Here is a 24,147-nt window from a genome sequence, read left to right on the forward strand (position 1 = left end):
CTCCCCTCGCACGGCCTGTTGAGGCCCGCACTCCTGCGCGACCCGCGCGCGCATTGCGCAAATTAATCACACCCCCTGCCCCGATGACTCCCCGCGATTGTCACTGTTCAGTCCCAAAGCGGGGCCGCGCGCAGGCGCATCGCGTCCAGGGGCCGCGCACCCCCCGTGTGCCCCCCATGCGGCACTACCACACCGCGCTGCCCGCCTTCCACTCGTCCCAGCCCATGTTCCAGCCGCCCAGCCCGTTGTCGGGCGCCACCTTCTTGTCGTCGCTGTGGACGACCTCGATCACGTCGCCGACGAGGCTGCGGTCGAAGAACCAGCCCGCCGGGGTGCCGGACCCGCCGCCCTTGACGTCCTTCAGACCGACGCACCCATGGCTGACGTTGACGCGCCCGGGGGCGTCGGGCGACCAGTAGTTGCCGTGGACGAAGGTGCCCGACTCGGTCAGGCGCATGGCGTGCGGGACGTCGGGGATGTCGTACTCGCCGCCGAAGCCGACGGTGCGGCTGTTCATACGCGTGACGGCCAGCCTCTCCATCACCACCATCTTCCCGTTGTAGGTGGTGGTTCTGGGAGCGCCCGCGGTGATCGGCACGGTGGCGACCACCTTGCCGTCGCGGCGGACCTTCATCGTGTGCGCCGCCGCGTCCACGAGCGAGACCTGACTGCGTCCGACCGTGAACGAGACGTTCTTGTACTGCAGTCCGTACGCCCCCGGCGCGCCCTCGACATCACGCAGCCGCAGCGCGACGGTCACCCTGGTGCCGGGTCTCCAGTACTGCCGGGGCCGGAAGTCGAGGCGTTTGTCGCCGAACCAGTGGGGACGGATCTCGACGGCCGGCCTGGCCGTCACGCGGATCGCCCGCTCGACGGCGGCACGATTCGTGATCTGCCGGTTGAACTGGACGGACACGATCATTCCGGTGCCCACGGTCGCGCGGTTCTCCGGCATGAGGTATCCGACGAAGCGCCGGTCGGGAACAAAGGTGGTGAAGGTGGCGTGGCGGGCCACACGCCGGCCGTCACCGTCGAGGGCCACCGCGTCGATCGTGTACTCGGCGGCGAGGACCAGCCGGGGGTCGTCGGGCTTCCAGACCGTCTCGTCGGCGGACAGACGCCCGAGCACCGGGAACTCCTGGCCGTCCTGCGACCTGACGACGGTCACCGACTCGAGACGGCCGCTCGGCACCTGGACCCGCAGCCGCCCCCCGGCGTGCACGTCCCTGCTGCCGTCGTCGGGAGAGACGCGGATGACGTCGTCGGGCGCGGCGGGCCTGCCGAACACGTCGCCGACCCCGCTCGAAGTGCAGCCGGCCAGGAGGGCCACCCAGGTCAGTGCCGTCGCGAGGACGGCGCCTGCGCGCCACGCGCGCGTCTGTACGTGCATCACGACGATTCCAACGACCCAGCCCCTCCTGGGGAAACGTGAGTGCGAGCCAAGCTCTGGGCAGAACAGGGGGGAGGACGACGCGACGACGAGCCGCGCCCGTGAGCCGCAGGGGCGCGTCGAAGGCGGACAAGCCAGGAAAGGGCGGGACGCCGTGCGCCGTTTTCCGCGTCGTCCACCGAGCCGCGGGAGGCTTACAGGTGTCGAGCGCAGCCGAGCGGGAGGCAGTGCAGGGGGAGCGGGCGGACGGGGTGCGGTCCGTGCGCCCGGCCGCCGTGCTGAACGGCAGTCGGCGTCCGGTGCTGCCCGTGCCCGTGTGGCCGGGCGCGCCCACGCCGTTGGGGGCGCGCTTCCGTGCGGGCCCGGACGGGGTCGTGGGCACCAACTTCGCGCTGTGGGCGGGCGGCGCGGAGGCGGTCGAACTGTGCCTGTTCGACGGGGCGGGCGCGGAGAGCCGCGAGACTCGGGTGCGGCTCACCGAGCTGACCCATGAGATCTGGCACGGCTTCGTACCGGGCGTGATGCCGGGGCAGCGCTACGGCTATCGGGTGCACGGCCGCTGGGACCCGTGGACCGGGGCGCGGTGGAACCCGGCCAAGCTCCTCCTCGACCCCTATGCACGCGCTGTGGACGGCGACTTCGGCCTGCCGCCCGAGGTGTACGGGCATGTGCGGGACTGGCCCGACCAGCGGGTGGCGGACACCGTGCGCGACGAACGCGACTCCGCGCCCCATGTGCCCAAGGGCGTGGTCGTGCACGATGACGACGACTGGGCGGACGACCACCGTCCGAAAACGCCGTGGGCGGACTCGGTGATCTACGAGCTGCACGTCCGCGGCTTCACCCGGCTGCACCCGGACATCCCCGGGGAACTGCGCGGCACCTACGCCGGTCTGGCGCACCCGGCCGCCGTCGAGCACCTGGTGAAGCTGGGCGTGACCGCCGTGGAGCTGCTGCCGGTCCACCAGTTCGCGCACGAGGACCACCTGCTGCGGCGCGGACTGAGGAACTACTGGGGCTACAACTCGATCGGCTACTTCGCCCCGCACGCGGGCTACGCGGCCTCCGGCACGACGGGCCAGCAGGTCGGCGAGTTCAAGCGGATGGTGCGGGCGCTGCACGCTGCGGGGATCGAGGTCGTCCTCGACGTCGTCTACAACCACACGGCGGAGGCGGACCAGCTCGGCCCGATGCTGTCCCTCAAGGGCATCGACAATCGCGGCTACTACCGACTCCAGTCGGACGCCCGCCAGTACGCGGACTACACGGGCTGCGGCAACACGCTGCACGTGGTGCAGCCGCACGTCCTGCGGCTGATCACCGACTCCCTGCGCTACTGGGTGACCGAGATGGGCGTCGACGGCTTCCGCTTCGACCTCGCAGCGGCGCTCGCCAGGTCCATGCACGATGTGGACATGCTCTCCCCGTTCCTGGCGGTGATCGCCCAGGACCCGGTGCTGCGCCGGGTGAAACTGATCGCGGAACCGTGGGACGTGGGGTCCGGCGGATACCAGGTCGGCGCGTTCCCACCCCTGTGGACGGAGTGGAACGACCGCTACCGCAATGCCGTACGGGACTTCTGGCGGGGTGCGCTGCCGGACGTACGGGACCTGGGCTACCGCCTGTCCGGCTCCAGCGACCTGTACGCATGGGGCGGCCGCAGGCCGTACGCGTCGGTCAACTTCGTGACGGCGCACGACGGTTTCACACTGCGCGACCTGGTGTCGTTCGAGCGCAAGCACAACGAGGCGAACGGCGAGGGCAACCGAGACGGTTCCGACGACAACCGCTCCTGGAACTGCGGCGCGGAGGGCGAGACCGACGACGAGCGGGTACGCACGCTGCGGCGGCGGCAGTTGCGGAACCTGCTGACCACACTGCTGCTGTCGACGGGTGTGCCGATGCTGGTGGCGGGCGACGAGATGGGCCGCACCCAGCGCGGGAACAACAACGCCTACTGCCAGGACAACGAGATCGGCTGGGTGGACTGGAGCCTGCTTCAGGACCCGGGCTGGCGGGCGCTGTTCGACCTCACCTCGCGTCTGATCGAGCTGCGCCACCGCCATCCGGTGCTGCGCCGCCGTGCGTTCTTCTCCGGGCGGGCCCATTCGGCGGACGGTCTGCGGGACCTGGCGTGGTTCACCGCACACGGGGCGGAGATGACCGAACGCGACTGGTACGCGCCCGCGGCCACCCTGGGCATGTACCTCTCCGGCCGCGACATCCCGGGCCGGGACTCCCGGGGCGCCCCGGTGGTGGACGACAGCTTCCTCGCGGTGCTGCACGCCGGGGACCGCCCGACGGCCTTCGTGCTGCCGGGACCGCCATGGGCGCAACGCTACGAACTGGTCGTGGACACCTCCTGCGAGGAGCAGACCCTGCCACCGCAGACGGTGCACCGGGCGGGTACGACGGTGACGGTGCCGGCGCGGGCGGTGCTGCTGCTGCGGGTCTCGGAGTGAGGGTGTCCCGTGGCACCGGGCGGACCGGCCCTAGCCCAGAATCCCGCGGTCGTAGGCCACCGCCACCGCCGCCGCCCGGTCCTTGACGCCCAGTTTGGCGTAGAGATGCGTCAGATGGGTCTTCACCGTGGCCTCGCTGATGAACAGCACCCGGGCGATCTCGCGGTTGGACGTGCCCTTGGCCACGAGCGCCAGCACTTCGCGTTCACGGACGGAGAGCGGCTCGTTCCCGGGGGAGCGCACCGCCGAGACCAGCCGGGAGGCCACCGCCGGGGACAGCACCGTGCGGCCCTCGGCCGCGGCCCGTACCGCGGTGAAGAGTTCGTCGCGCGGCGCGTCCTTGAGCAGATAGCCCGTCGCGCCCGCCTCGATCGCGGGCAGGGTGTCCGAGTCGGTGTCGTACGTCGTCAGGACCAGGATCTTCGCGCGGGCGCCCGAGCGGGTGAGCGTGGCTATGGCCTCCACCCCGCCGCCTCCCGGCATCCGCAGATCCATCAGGATGACGTCCGGGTCGAGTCCCGCGGCCAGGGCCACCGCCTCCACACCGCCCGACGCCTCGCCCAGGACGCGGAACCCGGGGGCGTTCTCGAACATGCCGCGCAGCCCGTCCCGAACGACGGGATGGTCGTCGACGATCAGCAGGGAGACGGTCGCGTCATCGGTCATCGCCCACCAACGGTACGCGAGCCGAGACCGCCGTGCCCTGTCCCGGCTCCGACTCGAGGACGAGGGAGCCCGCGATGCGCTCGGCACGGGCCCGCATGCCGTCAAGCCCGAAGCCCCTCGTGCCGGTGCGTTCCGGGAGCCGGTGCGGATCGAAACCGCGGCCGTCGTCGCGGATGTCGAGGCTCACCTCGTCGCCCATGAAGCTGAGCGTCACTCCGACGCGGGTGGCGCAGGCGTGACGGGAGGTGTTGGAGAGTGCCTCCTGCACGATACGCAGCAGCGTGGCGGACACCTCGTCGTGGAGCGGCACCGCGGTGCCCGTGACCGTGAACCGGGCCCCCACTCCGGTCCGTTCGCCCCACTGGGCGACCGTCTTGTCCAGGGCCTCGGGCAGCCCGGCGTGCTCCAGGTCGACGGGGGCGAGGTTGTGGACGGAGCGGCGGGCCTCGCCGAGGCTGTGCCGGGCGAGCGCGGAGGCCCGGTCGAGATGGGTGCGGGCCACCGTGAGGTCGCAGGCGCCCGCGACCACCTGGAGCTGGGCGATGATCCCGGTCAGGCCCTGCGCGATGGTGTCGTGGATCTCGGCCGCGAGGCGCCGGCGCTCGTCGGCGACCCCGGCTTCCCTGGCCTGGAGGAGGAGTTGGGCGTGAAGGGCCGCGTTCTCGTCGAGGGCCTGCTTCAGGGCCGCGTTGGTGCGCTCGAGTTCGGCGATGGTGTCGCTCTGCACACGGGCGCGTTCGTCCTCGTGCGCCGCGATGCGGGCGAAGACGGCGAGCAGGGCGAGGTTGACTCCGAGCAGCACCCCGAAGCCGAGCCAGCCGACCCCGCCCTGCGGCGGCATGCCCCCGGCCTGTGAACCGGACATCGTGACGGCTGTGGCGACAAGGCCGTATTTCACCAGGCGCTGCGGCAGCAGCCGGTTGGCGCCGAAGTAGCCCGTGACGGCGAAGAGGGCGAAGAACGGATTGAGCCAGCTGAGGGCGAAGCCGAGCACCCAGCGGACGGTGTAGTAGGCGGCGCCCGCCCGGGAAGGTCCCGTGCGCCCACGGGACGCCCTCCCCCACACCCACTGCAGGAGGAGGGCCGCCGCCACCATCGCACCGGCCGCGTACCTGGCCCGGGTGGTCATGCCGACCGCGTCCGCGGAGACGATCGAGGTCAGGGTCCCCCCGGCGAGGAGACCGTACGGTCCCCACCGGTGCCAGGCCGCCCAGCGCTGCTCCACCGCGGCCGAGCCCGGGGCCGACCAGGCACCGACGGCGATGCCCGGCACCTGTTGCGTCTCGGCTGTCATACGACCAGTCTGCACAGCGGGTACCGGTCTCACTCCCAGCGGAACCATCGTGCGGCCAGGGCCGACAGGAGCACCGTCCATGCGGCGAGCACGCCGAGGTGGCCCCAGCCGGGCCAGTCGCCGGAGGCCGCCTGGCCGAGCGCACGGGCGGCCGCCCCGAACGGGGTCAGCTCCACGACCCGGGCCAGGGTGTGCGGCATGGACTGCACCGGCAGCCACACCCCCGCGCAGAACATCATCGGGAAGTACACGGCGGACCCGATCGCACCCGCGATCTTCGTCGTACGGGAGACGGCCGAGACCACCGAACCCAGCGCGAGGGCGGCGAGGACGGCCAGGACCAGGGCGAGGACGTATCCGGCGAGTTGCTCCGGCAGACGCACGTCGAAGGCGACCCGGCCCACGGCGAGCGCGAGCAGCGTGGAGACGAGGACGGCCAGTCCGTGCACCAACATCTGCGCGGACAGCAGTGACGAGGGCCGCACGGGCGTGGTGGACATACGGCGCAGGATGCCGCGCTCGCGGTAGCCGGTGAGGGCCTGCGGCATCGACTGCACCCCGGCGGTGATCATGGCGACCAGGACCACCACGGGGACGTACAGATCCACCAGCCTGAGGCCGCCGAGGGACTTGTCGCTCTCCCGGAAGGCCGGGATGGAGCCGAGGATCACCAGCAGCAGCGTGGGGAACATCAGGATCCAGAAGATGCCGCCGGGTTCGCGGCGGAAGAGCCGTACCTCCGTGCGCAGGACGGCCGCCCGCGGACGCGCCGCGGAAAGGGTCGAGGTGCTCATGCCGAGGCCTCCGTCAGGTCCAGGAACGCGTCGTCCAGCGTGGCGTCGGTGACGCGGAGTTGATGGGCGGTGATGTGCTGCCGGGCGAGCAGGGAGATGACCGCGTTGACGGTCTCGTCGGTGCCGGCGAGCGTGATCCGGCCGTCCTTGTGGGCGACGGACGCGAGCGCCGGCAGCGCCTGCAGTTCGTCCTCGTCCAGCGGCGCAGACGGGGTGAAGCTGATGACCGTGGAGCCGGACGCCCTGCGGATCAGTCCGGCCGGGGTGTCCAGGGCGGCGATCCGGCCCTTGTCGATGACCGCGATCCGGTCGCAGAGCCGCTGCGCCTCCTCCATGAAGTGCGTGACGAGCAGGACGGTGACGCCGTTCCCCCGTACGTCCTCGATGAGCCGCCAGGTGTCGCGGCGGGCTCGCGGGTCGAGTCCGGTGGTGAGCTCGTCGAGGACGACCACCCTCGGGTTGCCGATGAGGGCGAGCGCGATGAACAGGCGCTGTTTCTGGCCGCCGCTGAGTTTGCCGAACCGGGCGGTGAGCTGTCCGGTGATGTCGAGGCGTTCGGCGAGCGGGCGCCAGTCGGCGGGGTGCGGGTAGAAGGACGCGTACAGCTCCAGCGCCTCGCGCACGGTGATCTTGGCCTGCAGTTCGCTCTGCTGGAGCTGGGCGCCGAGGACCCGGGAGACCTGCTCGTGGTCGGCGACGGGATCGAGCCCGGCGACCCGGACCCGTCCCTCGTCGGGAGTCCTGAGGCCCTCGACGCACTCGACGGTGGTGGTCTTGCCCGCGCCGTTCGGGCCGAGGATTCCGAAGATCTCGCCCTCCTCCACGGCGAAGGTGACGCCGTCGACGACGGCCCTTCCCCCGTAGGACTTGCGCAGTCCGCTGACTTCGATGACGGGATGCGTGGTCATGGCTCGAGGGTCCCGGCCGGAGCCCGTCCGGCACATCGGCCGCCTCGCTCGAAGGTGCATCAGCCGATCGGTTGATGCGGGGGTACGACCCGGCGGCCGACGGACCGGGCGACTCCTCGTACACGCAGGTCGTAGGACCGCAGACCGATCCGGGTCCGGCCAAAACTCGCTGGGCACTGTCGGTGCCGGTCCGTAGGCTCCCCCTGATGCCCACACAACGTGTAACCCCCAAGGACCGCTCCGCCGTGCGCACCCTGCTGCGCCTGTGGCCGTATGTGCGACCGGTGCGGGTGCGGCTGTCCACCGCCGCGTTCGTCGCGATCGTCGCGTCGTGCGTCGGCCTGGTGATCCCGCTGGTCCTCAAGTGGCTCGTGGACGGGCCGGTGGCCGACCGGGATCCGGCGGGGGTGTGGCTCGGCGCGCTGTACCTGCTGCTGCTCGGGATCGCCGAGGCGGTGCTGTTCGGGATACGGCGGTGGCTGGTGGCCCGTCCGTTGTCCCGGGTCGAGGCGGACATGCGGGCGGACCTGTACCGGCATCTGCAGCGGCTGCCCGTCGCCTTCCACGACCGCTGGGCGTCGGGGCAGCTGCTCTCGCGTGCCACGACCGATCTGATGCTGCTGCGTCAGTTCCTCGCTTTTCCCCTGACGTTCCTCCTGGTCAACGGCGTGACCATTCTGGTGGGCGTGATCATCATGCTGCTCCAGGACTGGACGCTCGGGCTGGTGATCCTCGGCCCGGGCATCCCGGTCGTGGTGATGTGCGCGCTCTTCGAGCGGCGGTACGCGGAGGTGGCGCGGCAGGCCCAGGACCAGGTGGGCGATCTGACCACCGTGGTCGAGGAGAGCGTCCTCGGCATCCGCATCATCAAGGGGTTCGGGCGGCACCGCAGCCAGGCACGCACCTTCCGGGAGCTGTCGAGGACGCTGCGCGGCACGGAACTGGCCAAGGCACGGCTGCTGGCGTCGATCTGGGCGGTCATCGTCACCCTGCCGGAGCTCGCCATCGGGGCGGCGCTGGTGCTGGGGACGGTCCAGGTGGCGGACGGCGGCCTGTCCGCGGGGACGCTGGTGGCCTTCCTGTCCACGGCGCTGGCGTTGCGGTGGCCGGTGGACTCGATCGGGTTCCTGCTGGCGATGAGCCAGGAGGCGGCGACCGCGACGGAGCGGTACTTCGAGGTGATGGGCGAGGAACCGGAGTCCGCCGGGGCCGGCGTCCCGGAGCCGTCACCGGCCGGGACCGGGCCGCGCGGCCCGGCGCCCGAAGGCGCCCGCCCCGAACCCGCCGGAGCGGTCCTCACGGCACAGGACGGACTCCGGTTCGACGACGTCCGGTTCCGCTACCCGGACGCCCCGCCCGGCTCCCCCGCGGTCCTCGACCGCATCGACCTCCATATCCGCCCGGGCGAGACCATGGCCCTCGTCGGGGCCACCGGCAGCGGAAAGACCACCCTCACCGCCCTCATCCCCCGACTGCACGAGGTCACCTCCGGCAGGATCACGCTGGACGGGCGGGACATCACCGCCATGCCCCGGGCCGCCCTGCGCGAACTCGTGGCCGTCGCCTTCGAGGAACCGACCCTCTTCTCCGCCACCGTCGGCGACAACGTCCTGATGGGCGCCCCGGACACCGCCGGCGAGCAGGACCTCGAGCAGGCCCTCGGCATCGCACAGGCCGACTTCGCCCACGCGCTCCCCCAGGGCACCCGGACCCAGGTGGGCGAGCAAGGACTCAGCCTCTCCGGCGGGCAGCGGCAGCGCCTCGCCCTGGCCCGCGCGGTCGTCGGCAGCCCTCGCTTCCTCGTCCTGGACGATCCCCTCTCCGCCCTCGACGTGCACACGGAGGCCGCGGTCGAGGCGGCCCTGCGCCGGGTCCTCGAAGGGACGACCGCCCTGGTCGTGGCCCACCGCCCGTCCACGGTCCTGCTGGCCGACCGCGTCGCCCTGCTCTCCGGCGGCCGTATCACCGCCGTCGGCACCCACCATGAACTGCTGCGCACGAACGCCGAGTACGCCCATCTGATGTCCGGAGATCCCCAGGACGAGGAATGCGAGGAGGCCCGATGACCGCGCCCGCCCCCAAGCTCTCTACGTCGTCCGAGCAGGAAGGACCCCGACCGGACGCGCCGCACGGCCGGGACCTGGACCGGTACCGGCCACAACCGCCGTCCGCCGCCTCCGACGACCCCTTCGACCACGACACCCTCCCGGCGCCCCCGGGCGCCACGGCCCTGCTGCTGCGCTCGCTGCTCGCACCGCTCAGGCCCCAGGTCGTGCTGACCTGTGTGCTGCTCCTGCTTCAGCAGGCCGCGGTGCAGGTGGGCCCGCTGCTGGTGGCGTACGCGATCGACCACGCGGTACCGGCGCTGAGGGACCACGACCACGGGCCGCTGATCGCGGTGGCGGTCGCCTATCTGCTGGCCGCAGCGACCGCGGGCGGGCTGCAGTACCTGTTCATCGTCGTCTCCGCCCGTGTGAACCAGGACGTACTGCTCGATCTGCGCGGCCGGATCTTCCGTCACGCGCAGGCGCTCAGCGTCGACTTCCACGAGCGCTACACCTCCGGCCGGCTGATCTCGCGGTCCACCACGGACGTCGAGTCGCTGCGCGAACTGCTCGCCGAGGGACTGCAGGAACTGGTCACGGTCGTCCTGTCGTTCGTCTACATCTCGGCGCTGCTGCTGTGGCTGGACCTCGGCCTCGGCGCGGTGGCCGTGGCGTCGCTGGTGCCGCTCTACTGGCTCGTACGGCTCTACCAGCGCCGGGCCGGGCGGATCTTCCACCGTCGGTCGACGGCCATCGCCGCGGTGATCGTGAAGTTCGCCGAGACGATGAACGGCATCAGACCGGTGCGCGCGTTCCGGCGCGAGACAGCCAACGACGCCGCCTTCCGCGTCCTCAACGAGCGGCACGCCCGGACCAACGGCGACGCGCTCCTGGAGATGGCCCGCTATGTCGTCGGCTCCCGGCTGATCGCCAACACGGCCGTCGCCGGAATCGTGCTGTGGGGCGCCTACCGGGTGGCGGAGGGCTCGCTGGAGCTCGGTGTGCTGGCGGCCGCGGTCCTGTATCTGCGACGTCTGTACGACCCCATCGACCGGCTCGGCATGTTCCTCAACGCCTACCAGTCGGCGGCGGCCTCGATGGAGAAGATCGCGGGGCTGCTGGCTCAGGTTCCCACGGTGCCCGAGCCCTCCGAGCCCGCGCAGCTCCCGCCGCTCGAGGGCGAGCAGCCCGGACGTGAAGTCGTGTTCGATGAAGTGCGCTTCGCGTACCGTACGGGAGCCGAGGTGCTCCCCCGCTTCTCGCTGACGCTGCCCGCCGGCCGGACCGTCGCGGTCGTCGGCGCGACCGGTGCCGGGAAGTCCACGCTCGCCAAGCTGCTCGCCCGCTTCTACGACCCCTCAGACGGCCGGGTCCTGCTGGACGGCACGGACCTGCGCGACCTCGGCCTGGCCGAGCTGCGGCGCGGGGTGGTGATGGTGACCCAGGAGGCGTTCCTCTTCTCGGGCACGGTCGCCGAGAACATCGCGATCGGCCGCCCCGACGCGACCCGGGAGGAGATCGAACAGGCGGCCAAGGCCATCGGCGCGCACGACTTCATCAGCGCACTCCCCGAGGGCTACGACACCGATGTGCGCAAACGCGGCGGCCGGATCTCGGCGGGTCAGCGGCAGCTCGTCGCGTTCGCCCGCGCGTTGCTCGCCGACCCGGCCGTCCTGATCCTCGACGAGGCGACCAGCTCCCTGGACATCCCCGGTGAACGGGCCGTCCAGCGGGCGATGGTGACGGTGCTGCGGGGACGCACGGCCGTCGTGATCGCGCACCGGCTGTCGACGGTGGAGATCGCGGACCGTGTGCTGGTCATGGAGAACGGCCGTGTCGTCGAGGACGGCAGCCCGGCCGCGCTCATCGCGGGCACGGGCCGGTTCGCGGACCTGCACCGGGCCTGGCGGGACAGTCTCGCGTGAGGGGCGTCGACGCGTACGAGGATCCCGGGACGCCCGACCACCGCGGCGGCTGGTGGTACCTGTGGTGGCTGGTGACCCGTCAGCCGGGCCGGTGCGCCGCCGGGGCTCTGCTGGGCACCGCGTGGATGGTGCTGCTGGCCGCGACGCCGTACCTCATGGCCCGAGCGATCGACGACGGCCTGGAGCCGGGTGACATGGGCGCGCTGTGCGGGTGGACCGTGGCGCTGTTCGTGGTGGGGTCGTTCAACGCCTGGCTGAGCATCATGCGGCACCGCACGATGACCCGGGTGCGGATGGACGCCAACTTCCGGACGGTCAAGGTCGTGCTGGGGCAGGCCGTCCGGCTCGGGGCGTCGCTGCCCGGACGTGCCGGGGCCGGGGAGGTGGTCACGATCGGGGTGGGCGACGTGCAGACGATCGGCCAGTCCCTGACCTTCGTCGGACCGGGGGTCGGGGCGGTCGTCGCCTACGCGGTGATCGCCGGACTGCTGCTGTCGGTGTCCCTGCAACTCGCCGTCGTGGTCCTGCTCGGCGTCCCGCTGATCGCCCTGCTGGTCGGACCGCTGACGGTGCGGCTTCAGGGGGCGGAGGCGCGCTACCGGGAGCGGCAGGGTGTGCTGACCGCGCGGATCGGCGATCTCGCGGGCGGTCTGCGCGTGCTCAACGGCCTGGGCGGCAAGCGCCTGTTCGCCGACGCCTTCCGCAGGGACTCGCAGCGGCTGCGCGAGCAGGGCTACCGGGTGGGGGCGGTGACGAGCTGGATCCAGGCACTCGGCGTGGGGCTGCCGACGCTGTTCCTCGCGGTGGTGACCTGGCTGGCGGCCCGGCTGGCCGCGCGCGGCGACATCACCGTGGGCGAGCTCGTGTCGGTGTACGGCTATGTCGCCGTCCTGGTGGGCCCGGTGGCGTTCTTCATCGAGTCCGGCTACCAGCTCAGCCGGGGAGTGGTGGCCGCCCGCCGCGTCGTGGGGCTGCTGCGTCTCGAACCGGTGGCGGACGACGGCACCGCGGACGCGCCCGCCGAACCCTCGGTTCTGCACGACCCGGAGTCCGGTGTGCGGGTGCCGCCGGGCCGGTTGACGGCGCTGGCCGCCGCCCGGTCCGCCGACGCGAGGGCCGTCGTCGACCGGCTGGGCCGCTACGTCCCGTCCGAGGCGACCTGGGGCGGATCCCGGCTGGACGGGATCGCCCTGGCGCAGGTGCGCGAACGGATCCTGGTCGCCGACCACGAGGCCGACCTGTTCGCCGGACCGCTGCGCGAACTGGTGAGCGGGCGCCGGGAGCGCGACGAGCACGACATCGGGCGAGCGGTCCACGCGGCCGCCGCCGACGACATCGTGCTCGGCCTGCCCGAGGGTCTCGACACGCAGGTGGCCGCGCAGGGCCGCAGCCTCTCCGGCGGCCAGCGCCAGCGTGTACGGCTGGTACGGGCACTGCTGGCCGACCCCGAGGTGCTGCTCGCGGTGGAACCCACCTCGGCGCTCGACGCCCACACCGAGGCGGTGGTGGCCGACCGGCTGAGCGCCGCCCGCAGCGGCCGCACCACCGTCGTCACCACCACCTCGCCGCTCGTCCTGGACCGTGCGGACACCGTGCATTTCCTGGTCGACGGGAAGGTCGCGGCCACCGGCAGCCATCGTGGCCTGCTCGCGGCGGACCCTGGCTACCGGGCGCTGGTGGCGCGGGACGCGGACGCCGAGGAGGCCGTGCGTTGACCACGAAGGCCATGGGCCGGCTGCCGATCGCGGAGCCGGCGGACGTGCGGCGCGCCGCCGCGCGCCTTGTGCGGGCCGACGCGGGCGCCTTCGGCGCCGCACTGGCCCTGAACGCGGCGGCGGCCGGCGCCGGGCTCGTCGGGCCGTGGCTGGTCGGCCGCATCGTCGACGAGGTCAAGGCCGGGCACGGTGTCGGTGCCGTGGACCGGATGGCACTCGCCATCCTGCTGTGCTCGCTGGCACAGCTGCTGCTGGCCCGCTGGGCCCGGTACGTGGGGCACCGCTTCGGGGAGCGGACGCTCGCACGCGTGCGCGAGGAGTTCGTCGACCGGGCCCTCGCGCTGCCCGCTTCCGTGGTGGAACGGGCCGGCACCGGCGATCTGACGGCCCGTGGAACCGCCGATGTGTCCGCCGTGGGCACCACCCTGCGCGACGCCGGTCCCGAGCTTCTGATCAACACCGTGCACGCGGCGTTCGTGCTCGGTACGGTGTTCGTGCTCGATCCCCTGCTGGGCGCCGTCGGGATCCTCGGGATCGTGCCCGTCCGGTTCGCGCTGCGCTGGTATCTGCGCCGGGCCCGGGACGGTTATCTGGCCGAGGGCGCGGCGACCTCGGAGGTCGCGGAGATCCTCGCGGCCACCGCGTCCGGTGCCCGCGCGGTCGAGGCGTTCGGGCTGCAGGAGCGGCGGACCGCCGCGAGCCACGACGCGCTGGAGACCTCACGGCGTACCCGCATGTACACGCTCCACCTGCGCACCGTGTTCTTCCCGGTGGTGGAGGTCTCGTACATCCTCCCGGTCGCGGGCGTGCTGCTGGTCGGCGGGGTGCTGCACGCGCACGGGGCCATGAGTCTCGGGGCGGTGGTGGCGGCCTCGCTCTATCTGCGGCAGTTCGCGGAACCGCTCGACCAGATCCTGGTGCGCGTCGAGCAGTTGCAGAGCAGCGGCGCCTCCTTCGCCCGGGTGGAGGGGCTGGCCCGGTCCCCGCGCTCCGCGCCGGACGGCGACGGTCCCGGCCCGGCGGACGACCGGATCGATGTGCGCGGGGTCCGCTACTCCTACGACCGCGGGGGCGAGGTGCTGCGCGGGGTGGACCTGACCGTGCGGCCCGGGGAGCGGCTGGCGGTCGTCGGCCCCTCCGGCGCCGGGAAGACCACACTGAGCAGACTGCTGGCCGGCGTCGACGCGCCCGGAGCGGGCTCGGTGACCGTCGGCGGGGTGCCGATCGCCGGTCTCGGCCCCGAACGACTGCGCCGCCAGGTCGTCCTCGTCACCCAGGAGCACCACGTCTTCCTGGGCACCGTCCGCGACAATCTGCGGATCGCCGACCCGTCCGCCACGGACGAGAGCCTGTGGGCCGCCCTGGCCGCCGTCGGCGCCGACGGCTGGGTGCGGGACCTGCCGGAGGGCCTGGACACCGCGCTGGAACCGGGCGGCCACTCGCCGGGCTCCGGTGCCGATCGGCCGGGAGGGAGCCTCGCCACGGACGGCTCCCAGGCGCAGCAACTCGCCCTGGCCCGGGTGGTCCTGGCGGATCCGCACACCCTGATCCTCGACGAGGCGACGGCGCTCCTGGACCCGAGCACCGCACGCCACACCGAGCGCGCCCTGGCCGCGGTGCTCGAGGGCAGAACCGTGATCGCCGTCGCGCACCGGCTGCACACCGCGCACGACGCGGACCGGGTGGCCGTGATGGAGGACGGCCGGCTGGCCGAACTGGGCTCGCACGACGACCTGGTGGCGGCCGACGGAGCGTACGCCGCGCTGTGGCGCTCCTGGCACGGGGAGCGGCCGACGCCTGCCTGAGGGGACGGTCCGCACCCCGGGATCGGCCGAACAGTCCGTATACCGAACGTGACCTTTCACCCAACGAACCATTTCCGGACAAGTTCTTGACGCGCTCCTGACAGAAAGCGCACTCCCCTGGCACGCTTCCCACGGCCGCTTCACAGCACCCCCACAGCTCCACGTCGTGCGGCGGCCCGTCACCTTCATGCACCTGGTTCCGCGTTCCGCCTGTTCTGCCCGGACGGCCGACCAGCCGTCCGGTCTCCCCTGGCCGCGCGACCCGCGGCCACGCAGAAGGAGTCAGTGTTGAGAAGCAGTTCCTCTCGCAGACGCACCTCCCACACCCCCGCCCGCAGCGCCGTCGCCTTCGCCCTCGTCGGCGTCTCCGCCCTGCTGGCCGCCGCCGTCCAGACGGGCGCCGCGAGCGCCGCGGCTCCTCCGGCCGCCCCCGCCGCCGGGAAGATCAATCCCGCGCACACCGCGCTGAAGCTGTCCCCCTCGCAGCGTGCCGAGCTGATCCGCGACGCCGACACGGCGAAGGCGGACACCGCCCGGACGATCGGCCTCGGCGCCCAGGAGAAGCTGGTCGTCCGTGACGTCGTCAAGGACGGCGACGGCACCCTGCACACCCGCTACGAGCGCACCTACGCCGGCCTTCCGGTCCTCGGCGGCGACCTGGTGGTGGACACGGCCGCGTCCGGGCAGACCGAGCAGGTCGTCAAGGCGACCCAGGCCACCATCAAGGTCGCCTCGCTCACGCCGGCGGTCTCCGCCTCGACCGCGCAGAAGCAGGCGCTGTCCGTCGCCCGGGCGGCGGGCTCGCAGCAGACCGGCGCCGACAGCGCGCCCCGCAAGGTGATCTGGGCGGCCGGCGGCAAGCCCACCCTCGCGTACGAGACGGTCATCGGCGGTTTCCAGGACGACAGGACGCCGAACCAGCTGCACGTCGTCAGCGACGCCGCCACCGGCAAGGAGCTCTTCCGCTACCAAGGTGTCAGGAACGGCATCGGCAACACCCAGTACAGCGGGCAGGTCACGCTGACCACCACGCAGTCGGGCTCGACGTACACGCTGAACGACGGCTCGCGCGGCGGCCACAAGACGTACAACCTCAACCGCGGTACGTCCGGCACCGGCACGCTGTTCTCGCAGTCGAGCGACACGTGGGGCAACGGCACCACGTCGAACGCCGCGACCGCCGGCGCCGACGCCCACTACGGCGCCGCGACCACCTGGGACTTCTACAAGAGCACCTTCGGCCGCAGCGGCATCAGGAACGACGGCAAGGCCGCCTACTCCCGGGTGCACTACGGCAACTCGTACGTCAACGCGTTCTGGGACGACAGCTGCTTCTGCATGACCTACGGCGACGGCTCGGGCAACGCCGACCCGCTGACGGCCCTGGACGTGGCCGGTCACGAGATGAGCCACGGTGTCACCTCCAACACCGCCGGTCTCAACTACTCCGGCGAGTCCGGCGGCCTGAACGAGGCGACGTCGGACATCTTCGGCACCGGCGTGGAGTTCTACGCGAACAACTCCGCCGACCCGGGTGACTACCTGATCGGCGAGAAGATCGACATCAACGGCGACGGCACCCCGCTGCGCTACATGGACAAGCCCAGCAAGGACGGCGCGTCCAAGGACAGCTGGTACTCGGGGATCGGGTCGGTCGACGTGCACTACTCGTCGGGCCCCGCGAACCACTTCTTCTACCTGCTGTCCGAGGGCAGCGGCGCCAAGGTCATCAACGGCGTGAGCTACAACTCGCCGACCGCGGACGGCCTGCCGGTCACCGGCATCGGCCGCGACAAGGCGCTGCAGATCTGGTACCGCGCGCTCACCACCAAGTTCACCTCGACCACCAACTACGCGGCGGCCCGCACCGGCACGCTCGCGGCGGCCGGTGAGCTGTACGGCACCACGAGCGCCGAGTACAAGGCGGTGCAGGACGCCTGGGCGGCGGTCGCGGTCGGGGCCCGCTCCGGCGGGGGCGGCGGTGGCGGCACCTCGTTCGAGAACACCACCCCGGTGTCCATTCCGGACAACGGACCGGCGGTCACCTCGTCGATCACCGTGTCCGGCAGGACCGGCAACGCGCCGAGCAATCTCCAGGTGACCGTCGACATCACGCACACCTGGCGGGGCGACCTGGTCATCGACCTGGTGGGTCCCTCGGGCACCGCGTACCGGCTGAAGAACGCCAGTTCGTCCGACTCGGCGGACAACGTGCAGGCCACCTACACGGTCAACGCCTCGGCCCAAACGGCCAACGGGACGTGGAAGCTGAGGGTCCAGGACCAGGCGGCCCAGGACGTCGGCCGGATCAACAGCTGGAAGCTGACCTTCCCGTAAACCGCTCACGCAAGCGGCGGGGACAGGGCGCCGTCCGGGGGTCGACCCCTCCGGGCGGCGCCCGTTCGTCTTCCGGCAACGTTCATCGCTCTGTCGAATTTGAGACAACCTCACGTCCTGCACCTGACATGTACGCGTCTTTGGTGTCACTCTTCCACCGCACGGCTCACCCGCACCGCAACTTCATTCCGTCCGAACGGCACCCCACGCCGTCCGGGCGCCCCCACAGAAGGAGTTTGCGTGACTTCCCTCTACGCGCGTCACAAGCGCACCACCCTGGCCATCGCCACCGCCGTCGCATCAGGGGCCCTGCTCACCACCGGCTTGAGCACCGGCGTCGCCACCGCCCAGGACGCGACCCCGGGAGCGGGCAGGACCGCAGCCCCGCTCGCCGCCGCCCCGGTCACCCTGTCCTCGACCGCGCGCGCCTCCCTCGTCGAGCAGGCACGGACCGCGGCACCCGAGACGGCCCGGAAGATAGGCCTCGGCGTCAAGGAGGAACTGGTCGTCAAGGACGTCGTCAAGGACGTCGACGGAACGGTCCACACACGCTACGAGCGCACGTACGCCGGCCTGCCGGTCCTCGGCGGCGACCTGGTCGTCCACGAGTCGAAGTCCGGCAGGACCGAGGGCGTGACCAGAGCGACGCAGGCGACGATCAAGGTGGCCTCCCTCAAGCCGCAGGTCACCGCGGCGACGGCCGAGAAGCAGGCCGTCAAGGCCGCGCAGGCGGCGGGCTCGGACCGGTCCGCGGCCGACGGCACGGCGCGCAAGGTGATCTGGGCCGGCTCGGGCACCCCGGTCCTCGCGTACGAGACGGTCGTCGGCGGGCTCCAGGACGACGGCACCCCGAACCAGCTGCACGTCGTCACCGACGCCGCCACCGGCAAGAAGCTCTACGAGTACCAGGGGATCGAGACCGGCACCGGCAAGAGCCTGTACTCGGGCACGGTCACCCTGAACACCACCAAGTCCGGTTCGACGTACCAGCTGTACGACACCACGCGCGGCGGTCACAAGACGTACAACCTGGCGCACAGGACCTCCGGCACCGGCACGCTGTTCACCGACGCGGACGACGTCTGGGGCACGGGCACGGCCTCCAGCTCCTCCACGGACCAGACCGCGGCCGCGGACGCCGCCTACGGCGCACAGGCCACCTGGGACTTCTACAAGAACACCTTCGGCCGCAGCGGCATCAAGAACGACGGCAAGGCCGCCTACTCCCGGGTGCACTACGGCAACTCGTACGTCAACGCGTTCTGGGACGACAGCTGCTTCTGCATGACCTACGGCGACGGCTCGGGCAACAACCACCCGCTGACCTCGCTGGACGTGGCCGGTCACGAGATGAGCCACGGCGTCACCTCCAACACCGCGGGCCTCAACTACTCCGGCGAGTCCGGCGGCCTGAACGAGGCCACCTCGGACATCTTCGGCACCGGCGTCGAGTTCGCCGCGAACAACTCCGCCGACCCGGGCGACTACCTCATCGGCGAGAAGATCAACATCAACGGCAACGGCACGCCGCTGCGCTACATGGACAAGCCCAGCAAGGACGGCGGCTCCGCCGACAACTGGTCCTCGAGCGTGGGCAACCTCGACGTGCACTACTCGTCGGGCGTGGCGAACCACTTCTTCTACCTGCTGTCGGAGGGCAGCGGCAGCAAGACGATCAACGGGGTGACCTACAACTCACCCACCTCCAACGGCTCCACCGTCACCGGCATCGGCCGCGCCAAGGCGCTCCAGATCTGGTACAAGGCGCTCACGACGTACTTCACGTCGACCACCAACTACAAGTCGGCCCGCACGGGCACGCTCTCGGCTGCCGCCGCCCTCTACGGCTCCGGCAGCGCCGAGTACAACGCGGTGGCATCGGCCTGGTCCGCCGTCAACGTGAACTAGTACGCAGATAGGACATGGCGGCCCCCGGCGCGACGACGTCGCCGGGGACCGTCCTACGCTGGGCCCATGTCGTTCACGTACGAGGATGTGGGTGCGACCCGCAAGCCCGGCCACTGCCCAGAGGGCTTCCGTCCCCTGCACCTTCGCACGAGGATCGGCGAGGGCCAGGAGGTGTTCCGCCGGGCGGCCGAGGCGGTCCTCACCTGGGAGATGCACCGGGCTGCGGGCCTCGGCGTCATCGCGGCCGAGGACCGGGCCGCCACCGGAGTCGATGTCACCGTCACCCTCGGCGGTGTGATCAAGGCACCCTGTCGGGTGGTCTGGACCGTCGAGGAGCACCGCCGGGCGGGCTGGGCGTACGGGACGCTGCCCGGCCACCCGGAGTGCGGCGAGGAGTCCTTCGTCGTGGACCGCACCGGGGACGGCACGGTCTGGCTGACGATCACGGCCTTCAGCCGCCCGGCCAAGTGGTACACCAAGGCGGGCGGCCCGGCCGCGCGGGGCCTCCAGCACGCCTACGCACGACGGTGCGGCGCGGCGCTGCAGAGGCTGTGCGGGGACGAGGACTCCTAGGGTCCGTCGTCCGGATCAGGTCGGCACCGCGCCACTCGATCGACGCCGACATGATCCGAACGACAGGCCCTGGCCCACGGCGACAGGACCGGCGCCGGCCCGCACGCCGCGCTCAGCGCAGCAGCACCCCGGCTCCCTCCCCCGCCTCCTCCGACGGCACCGCCACCAGGCCCAGCTCCGCACCGGAGGCCAGCAGGCGATGCGCCGGCAGGATCCGCACGGTGTAGCCGTACGGCCCCGTCCGGTCCAGCGCCAGCGGGCCCTCGTACACCCAGCGGCCGTCCGGCTCGGGACCGGCCGCCGGTTTCAGCGCGGTCGCCGTCGCGTCCGCGAGGCGGTCGTCGGAGTCGACGCGGCCCGAGACCGCCTGGACCTCCACGTCGCCGGGCGCCAGTTCGCCGAGGCCGACACGGACGCGGAGCGCCAGTGTCGTGCCCAGTTCGGCCGTCGCCGCCGCTGCCGGGGTCTCGACGTGGTCGACCGTGACGCCCGGCCAGGCCGCCCGTACCCGTGCCTTCCACACCGCGAGCTCACGCGCCGCGTCCGGCCGCATCGCCCGGTGCGCATGGGCCGCCGGGGTGTAGAGGCGCTCCACGTACTCGCGCACCATCCGCCCGGCCAGCACCTTCGGGCCCAGGTTCATCAGCGTCCTGCGGACCATCTCGATCCAGCGGTCGGGCAGTCCGCCCTGGCCCCGCTCGTAGAAGCGCGGGGCCACCCGCTGCCCCAGCAGCTCGTACAGCGCATGTGCCTCGAGGTCGTCGCGCCTGTCCTCGTCCGTCGCCGCGCCGTCGGCCGTGGGGATCGCCCAGCCGAAGTCCGGCTGGTACCACTCGTCCCACCAGCCGTCCCGGACCGAGAGGTTGAGGCCGCCGTTGAGCGCCGCCTTCATACCGCTGGTGCCACAGGCCTCCAGCGGGCGCAGCGGGTTGTTCAGCCAGACGTCGCAGCCCGGATAGAGCTTCTGCGCCATCGCCATGCCGTAGTCCGGGAGGAAGACGATCCGGTGGCGCACGCGCGGGTCGTCCGCGAACCGGACCAGTTCCTGGATCAGGCGCTTGCCGCCGTCGTCCGCCGGATGCGCCTTGCCGGCCACCACGATCTGGATCGGGCGCTCGGGATGCAGCAGCAGTTCCATCAGCCGGTCCCGATCGCGCAGCATCAGCGTCAGCCGCTTGTACGAGGGCACACGCCGGGCGAATCCGATCGTGAGCACGTCGGGATCCAGCACCCCGTCGATCCAGCCGAGTTCGGCCGTCCCCGCACCCCGCTGCCGCCACGACGCGTACAGCCGCTCCCGTACCTCCACCACCAGTTGCTCGCGCAGGTCCCGGCGCAGATCCCAGATCTCCTGGTCGGCGATCTCCTCGATCGCGTCCCAGCGTTCGGGGCCGCCCACCGTCAGGGCGTCCTCGGTGCGCTCGGCGCCGATCTGCCGCGCCCCGAGCCGGAACACCTCCGGCGCCACCCAGGTCGGCGCGTGCACCCCGTTGGTCACGGACGTGATCGGCACCTCGTCGGGATCGAAGCCCGGCCACAGGCCCGAGAACATCCCCCGGCTGACGTTGCCGTGCAGCAGGGACACGCCGTTGGCGCGCTGGCCGAGCCTGAGACCCATCACCGCCATGTTGAACAGATTCGGCTCACCGCCCGGGTACGTCTCCATCCCGAGTCGCAGAATCCGCTCCACGTCGATACCGGGCAGTTCCGCGTCCGGGCCGAAGTGCCGGGCCACCAGCTCCCGGTCGAAGCGGTCGATGCCCGCGGGGACGGGGGTGTGGGTGGTGAAGACCGTGCCCGCCCGGACCGCTTCCAGGGCGGAGTCGAAGTCGAGACCGCCGTCGCACAGCTCGGCGATCCGCTCCAGGCCGAGGAAACCGGCGTGGCCCTCGTTGGTGTGGAACACCTCGGGCTCGGCGTGCCCGGTCAGCCGGCAGTACGTGCGTACCGCGCGCACCCCGCCGATGCCGAGCAGCATCTCCTGCAGCAGCCGGTGCTCGCTGCCGCCGCCGTACAGCCGGTCGGTGACGCCCCGTTCGCCGAGGTCGTTCTCCTCGACGTCCGAGTCGAGCATCAGCAGCGGCACCCGGCCCACCTGGGCGAGCCAGACGCGGGCCTGGAGCCGGCGGCCGCCCGGCAGCCCCAGGGAGACCCGGGCGTGCGTGCCGTCGGGCTCGCGCAGGGGCACCACGGGCAGTTCGTTCGGGTCCAGCACCGGATAGTGCTCCTGCTGCCAGCCGTCCCGTGAGAGGGTCTGCCGGAAGTAGCCGTGGCGGTACAGCAGACCGACGCCGATCAGGGGGACGCCGAGGTCGCTGGCCGCCTTCAGATGGTCGCCGGCGAGGATGCCGAGGCCGCCGGAGTACTGGGGCAGCGCCGCCGTGATGCCGAACTCGGGCGAGAAGTAGGCGATGGCGGCGGGGAGGTCGGAGCCGGACGAACGGGACTGGTACCAGCGGTCGCCGCTCATATAGTCGGCGAGGTCGTCGCCGACCGCGGCGAGGCGGCGCAGGAAGCGGCGGTCCTCGGCCAGCTCGGCGAGCCGGGCGGGAGGCACGCTCCCCAGCAGCCGCACCGGGTCGCCGTCGCAGGCGGCCCAGCACTCGGGGTCGGCGGACTGGAAGAGGTCACGGGTCTCCGCATGCCACGACCAGCGCAGATTGCGCGCCAGGTCGCTCAGCGGGTGAAGGGCTTCGGGGAGGACGGGACGTACGGTGAACCTGCGGATGGCCTTCACGAATTCCACCTTCACGGAGGACGTGGGCGGCATGTCACACCCGACGGTACGCCGCTCGGTTCGCCTACCGTCGGGTTTGTACGCAGCCCGGGTCGCGGCCGCGGCGAGGTTCCGCCGTCCTCCGGACGCCCGCCCGGCGGCCCTACGAGGCGCCCCCGCGCGCCGGACGGGACGGGATCGCCCGAACCGGGACGCCCGAAAGACAACGCAACCTTTACATACCGACCCCTACCGATATGGCCGATTCCGCCCTCCTGGGCGACCTTGTGACGGTTCACGCCGCACGAGAGGCTGCCCACTGGCGTAGCGGCCGGAGCACCGCCCGGACACGGACGAACCCCGGCCGCGCCACGCCGAGTCGAGGAGGGGAACTCGAGTCATGACACGGACGGGAAACGCGCGTCTGCGCTGGGCAGGCAGCCTCACCGCGGTCACCACGGTCGCCGCGCTCTCGGCCCTCAGCCCGACCGCGCAGGCCGCCCCGGAGGGGGTCGTCCTGGGCGCCGGTGGCCCCGGCACAGTCAGCGGAAGTTACATCGTCACGCTCAAGGGGGGAACGAAGGCCCCGTCGGCACTCGGCAGGAGCATCGCCGAGAAGTACGGGGCGAAAATAAGCCAGACCTACGGAACCGCCCTCAACGGGTACGCGGTGAGAGTCGACGAGCGGCAGGCCCGGCGCCTGGCGGCGGACTCCCACGTGGCATCGGTCGTCCAGGACACCAGAGTCACCCTGGACCACTACCAGAAGAACCCGCCCTCGTGGGGCCTGGACCGTATCGACCAGCCGAACCAGCGGCTCGACCACGGCTACACCTGGCCCGAACCGGCGGGCGCGGGCGTGACGGTGTACGTCATCGACACCGGGATCCGCATCTCGCACAAGGACTTCGGCGGCCGGGCCGGCTACGGCTGGGACTTCGTGGACAACGACAGGACCGCGTCCGACGCCAACGGGCACGGCACGCACGTCGCCGGGACCGCCGTGGGCACCCGGTACGGGGTCGCCAAGCGGGCGAAGGTCGTCGCGGTGCGCGTCCTGGACGCGAAGGGCGCGGGCACCACCGCGCAGGTGATCGCCGGCATCGAGTGGGTCACCAGGCACGCGAGAAAGCCCGCGGTGGCCAACCTGAGCCTCGGCGGCTACGCGAGCACCCAACTGGACGCGGCCGTGCGCAACTCCATCGCCTCCGGCGTCAGCTACACGGTCGCCGCCGGCAACGAGGGGCTCCCGGCCGGTCTGTACTCCCCGGCCCGCGTCCCCCAGGCCATCACGGTGGGTGCCGGCGACCGGAAGGACACCCGGGCGGTCTTCTCCAACTGGGGTTCGGGCCTGGACCTGTTCGCCCCCGGCGTCGCCATCACCTCCGACTCGTCCGCGAGCGACACCGCCACGGCGACCCTGTCCGGTACGTCGATGGCGGCACCGCATGCCGCGGGGGCGGCGGCGCTCTATCTCGCCAAACATCCGAAGGCCACTCCGGCACAGGTGAGCCGGGCACTGGTGCAGCAGGCGGTGCGCGGGAGGGTGAAGAACGCGGGGACCGGATCACCCGACAGGCTGCTGCACGTGGCCAATCCCTGACCGACA

At 71.9% G+C, this 24,147-nt stretch carries 15 protein-coding genes; 9 read left to right on the forward strand and 6 right to left on the reverse strand.

What is annotated here, in order from left to right:
- Positions 1-184: 184 nt before the first annotated feature.
- Positions 185-1,390, reverse strand: a complete 1,206-nt coding sequence (locus tag RCR19_RS11815) for an Ig-like domain-containing protein (RefSeq protein ID WP_331265099.1) — start codon at positions 1,388-1,390, stop codon at positions 185-187.
- A 200-nt stretch (positions 1,391-1,590) separates the two neighbouring features.
- On the opposite strand from RCR19_RS11815, the gene glgX reads away from it, so the two are divergent.
- A complete protein-coding gene (gene glgX / locus RCR19_RS11820; RefSeq protein WP_331265100.1) occupies positions 1,591-3,852 on the forward strand; it encodes a glycogen debranching protein GlgX in 2,262 nt (753 codons plus the stop codon).
- 30 nt (positions 3,853-3,882) lie between these two features.
- On the opposite strand, the gene RCR19_RS11825 is transcribed toward glgX, so the two are convergent.
- The 4 genes from RCR19_RS11825 to RCR19_RS11840 are packed head-to-tail and all read right to left on the reverse strand — an operon-like array spanning position 3,883 to position 7,514.
- The gene (locus RCR19_RS11825; RefSeq protein ID WP_331265101.1) at positions 3,883-4,518 is read right to left on the reverse strand and encodes a response regulator transcription factor; all 636 of its coding nucleotides are present in this window, start codon (positions 4,516-4,518) and stop codon (positions 3,883-3,885) included.
- On the reverse strand, positions 4,508-5,812 hold the full coding sequence (locus RCR19_RS11830; protein WP_331265102.1) for a sensor histidine kinase: 1,305 nt from the start codon (positions 5,810-5,812) through the stop codon (positions 4,508-4,510). Before RCR19_RS11830 ends, RCR19_RS11825 begins: the two co-directional genes overlap by 11 nt.
- A 29-nt stretch (positions 5,813-5,841) precedes the next feature.
- A complete protein-coding gene (locus RCR19_RS11835) occupies positions 5,842-6,606 on the reverse strand; it encodes an ABC transporter permease (RefSeq protein WP_331265103.1) in 765 nt (254 codons plus the stop codon).
- Positions 6,603-7,514, reverse strand: coding sequence for an ABC transporter ATP-binding protein (locus RCR19_RS11840; protein ID WP_220292286.1), 912 nt, complete (start codon positions 7,512-7,514; stop codon positions 6,603-6,605). Before RCR19_RS11840 ends, RCR19_RS11835 begins: the two co-directional genes overlap by 4 nt.
- Before the next feature lie 206 nt (positions 7,515-7,720).
- Here RCR19_RS11840 and RCR19_RS11845 point away from each other — a divergent pair, with 206 nt between their 5' ends.
- The 7 genes from RCR19_RS11845 to RCR19_RS11875 all read left to right on the forward strand — a co-directional run bounded on the left by RCR19_RS11845 (position 7,721) and on the right by RCR19_RS11875 (position 19,822).
- Complete coding sequence (locus RCR19_RS11845; RefSeq protein ID WP_331265104.1) at positions 7,721-9,580, forward strand: ABC transporter ATP-binding protein; 1,860 nt, start codon at positions 7,721-7,723, stop codon at positions 9,578-9,580.
- A complete protein-coding gene (locus tag RCR19_RS11850; protein WP_331265105.1) occupies positions 9,577-11,484 on the forward strand; it encodes an ABC transporter ATP-binding protein in 1,908 nt (635 codons plus the stop codon). Before RCR19_RS11845 ends, RCR19_RS11850 begins: the two co-directional genes overlap by 4 nt.
- Complete coding sequence (locus RCR19_RS11855; protein ID WP_331265106.1) at positions 11,481-13,199, forward strand: ABC transporter ATP-binding protein; 1,719 nt, start codon at positions 11,481-11,483, stop codon at positions 13,197-13,199. Before RCR19_RS11850 ends, RCR19_RS11855 begins: the two co-directional genes overlap by 4 nt.
- Before the next feature lie 11 nt (positions 13,200-13,210).
- Positions 13,211-15,004 (forward strand): ABC transporter ATP-binding protein, encoded by a 1,794-nt coding sequence (locus tag RCR19_RS11860; RefSeq protein ID WP_331269414.1) that lies wholly within the window; start codon positions 13,211-13,213, stop codon positions 15,002-15,004.
- Positions 15,005-15,292: 288 nt separating this feature from the next.
- Positions 15,293-17,341 (forward strand): M4 family metallopeptidase, encoded by a 2,049-nt coding sequence (locus RCR19_RS11865; RefSeq protein ID WP_331265107.1) that lies wholly within the window; start codon positions 15,293-15,295, stop codon positions 17,339-17,341.
- A 240-nt stretch (positions 17,342-17,581) separates the two neighbouring features.
- The gene (locus RCR19_RS11870) at positions 17,582-19,249 is read left to right on the forward strand and encodes a M4 family metallopeptidase (RefSeq protein WP_331265108.1); all 1,668 of its coding nucleotides are present in this window, start codon (positions 17,582-17,584) and stop codon (positions 19,247-19,249) included.
- Positions 19,250-19,315: 66 nt separating this feature from the next.
- Positions 19,316-19,822 (forward strand): DUF1990 domain-containing protein, encoded by a 507-nt coding sequence (locus tag RCR19_RS11875; protein WP_331265109.1) that lies wholly within the window; start codon positions 19,316-19,318, stop codon positions 19,820-19,822.
- A gap of 112 nt (positions 19,823-19,934) precedes the next feature.
- On the opposite strand, the gene RCR19_RS11880 is transcribed toward RCR19_RS11875, so the two are convergent.
- Positions 19,935-22,559: a glycosyltransferase family 1 protein gene (locus RCR19_RS11880; RefSeq protein ID WP_331269415.1), complete on the reverse strand. Its 2,625-nt coding sequence runs from the start codon at positions 22,557-22,559 to the stop codon at positions 19,935-19,937.
- Positions 22,560-22,938: 379 nt separating this feature from the next.
- Here RCR19_RS11880 and RCR19_RS11885 point away from each other — a divergent pair, with 379 nt between their 5' ends.
- Positions 22,939-24,141, forward strand: a complete 1,203-nt coding sequence (locus RCR19_RS11885; protein ID WP_331265110.1) for a S8 family peptidase — start codon at positions 22,939-22,941, stop codon at positions 24,139-24,141.
- The last annotated feature ends 6 nt before the right edge of the window (positions 24,142-24,147 follow it).

This window comes from Streptomyces sp. WAC07094 (genome assembly GCF_036320405.1).
In the GTDB taxonomy this organism is placed as follows: Bacteria; Actinomycetota; Actinomycetes; order Streptomycetales; family Streptomycetaceae; genus Streptomyces; species Streptomyces lannensis.

Coding starts and splice junctions, on each gene's coding strand:
- RCR19_RS11830 (WP_331265102.1), bottom strand. CDS start 5,812: ATGACAGCCGAGACGCAACAGGTGCCGGGCATCGCCGTCGGTGCCTGG.
- RCR19_RS11835 (WP_331265103.1), bottom strand. CDS start 6,606: ATGAGCACCTCGACCCTTTCCGCGGCGCGTCCGCGGGCGGCCGTCCTG.
- RCR19_RS11850 (WP_331265105.1), top strand. CDS start 9,577: ATGACCGCGCCCGCCCCCAAGCTCTCTACGTCGTCCGAGCAGGAAGGA.
- RCR19_RS11815 (WP_331265099.1), bottom strand. CDS start 1,390: ATGCACGTACAGACGCGCGCGTGGCGCGCAGGCGCCGTCCTCGCGACG.
- RCR19_RS11860 (WP_331269414.1), top strand. CDS start 13,211: ATGGGCCGGCTGCCGATCGCGGAGCCGGCGGACGTGCGGCGCGCCGCC.
- RCR19_RS11885 (WP_331265110.1), top strand. CDS start 22,939: ATGACACGGACGGGAAACGCGCGTCTGCGCTGGGCAGGCAGCCTCACC.
- RCR19_RS11845 (WP_331265104.1), top strand. CDS start 7,721: ATGCCCACACAACGTGTAACCCCCAAGGACCGCTCCGCCGTGCGCACC.
- RCR19_RS11825 (WP_331265101.1), bottom strand. CDS start 4,518: ATGACCGATGACGCGACCGTCTCCCTGCTGATCGTCGACGACCATCCC.
- RCR19_RS11840 (WP_220292286.1), bottom strand. CDS start 7,514: ATGACCACGCATCCCGTCATCGAAGTCAGCGGACTGCGCAAGTCCTAC.
- RCR19_RS11875 (WP_331265109.1), top strand. CDS start 19,316: ATGTCGTTCACGTACGAGGATGTGGGTGCGACCCGCAAGCCCGGCCAC.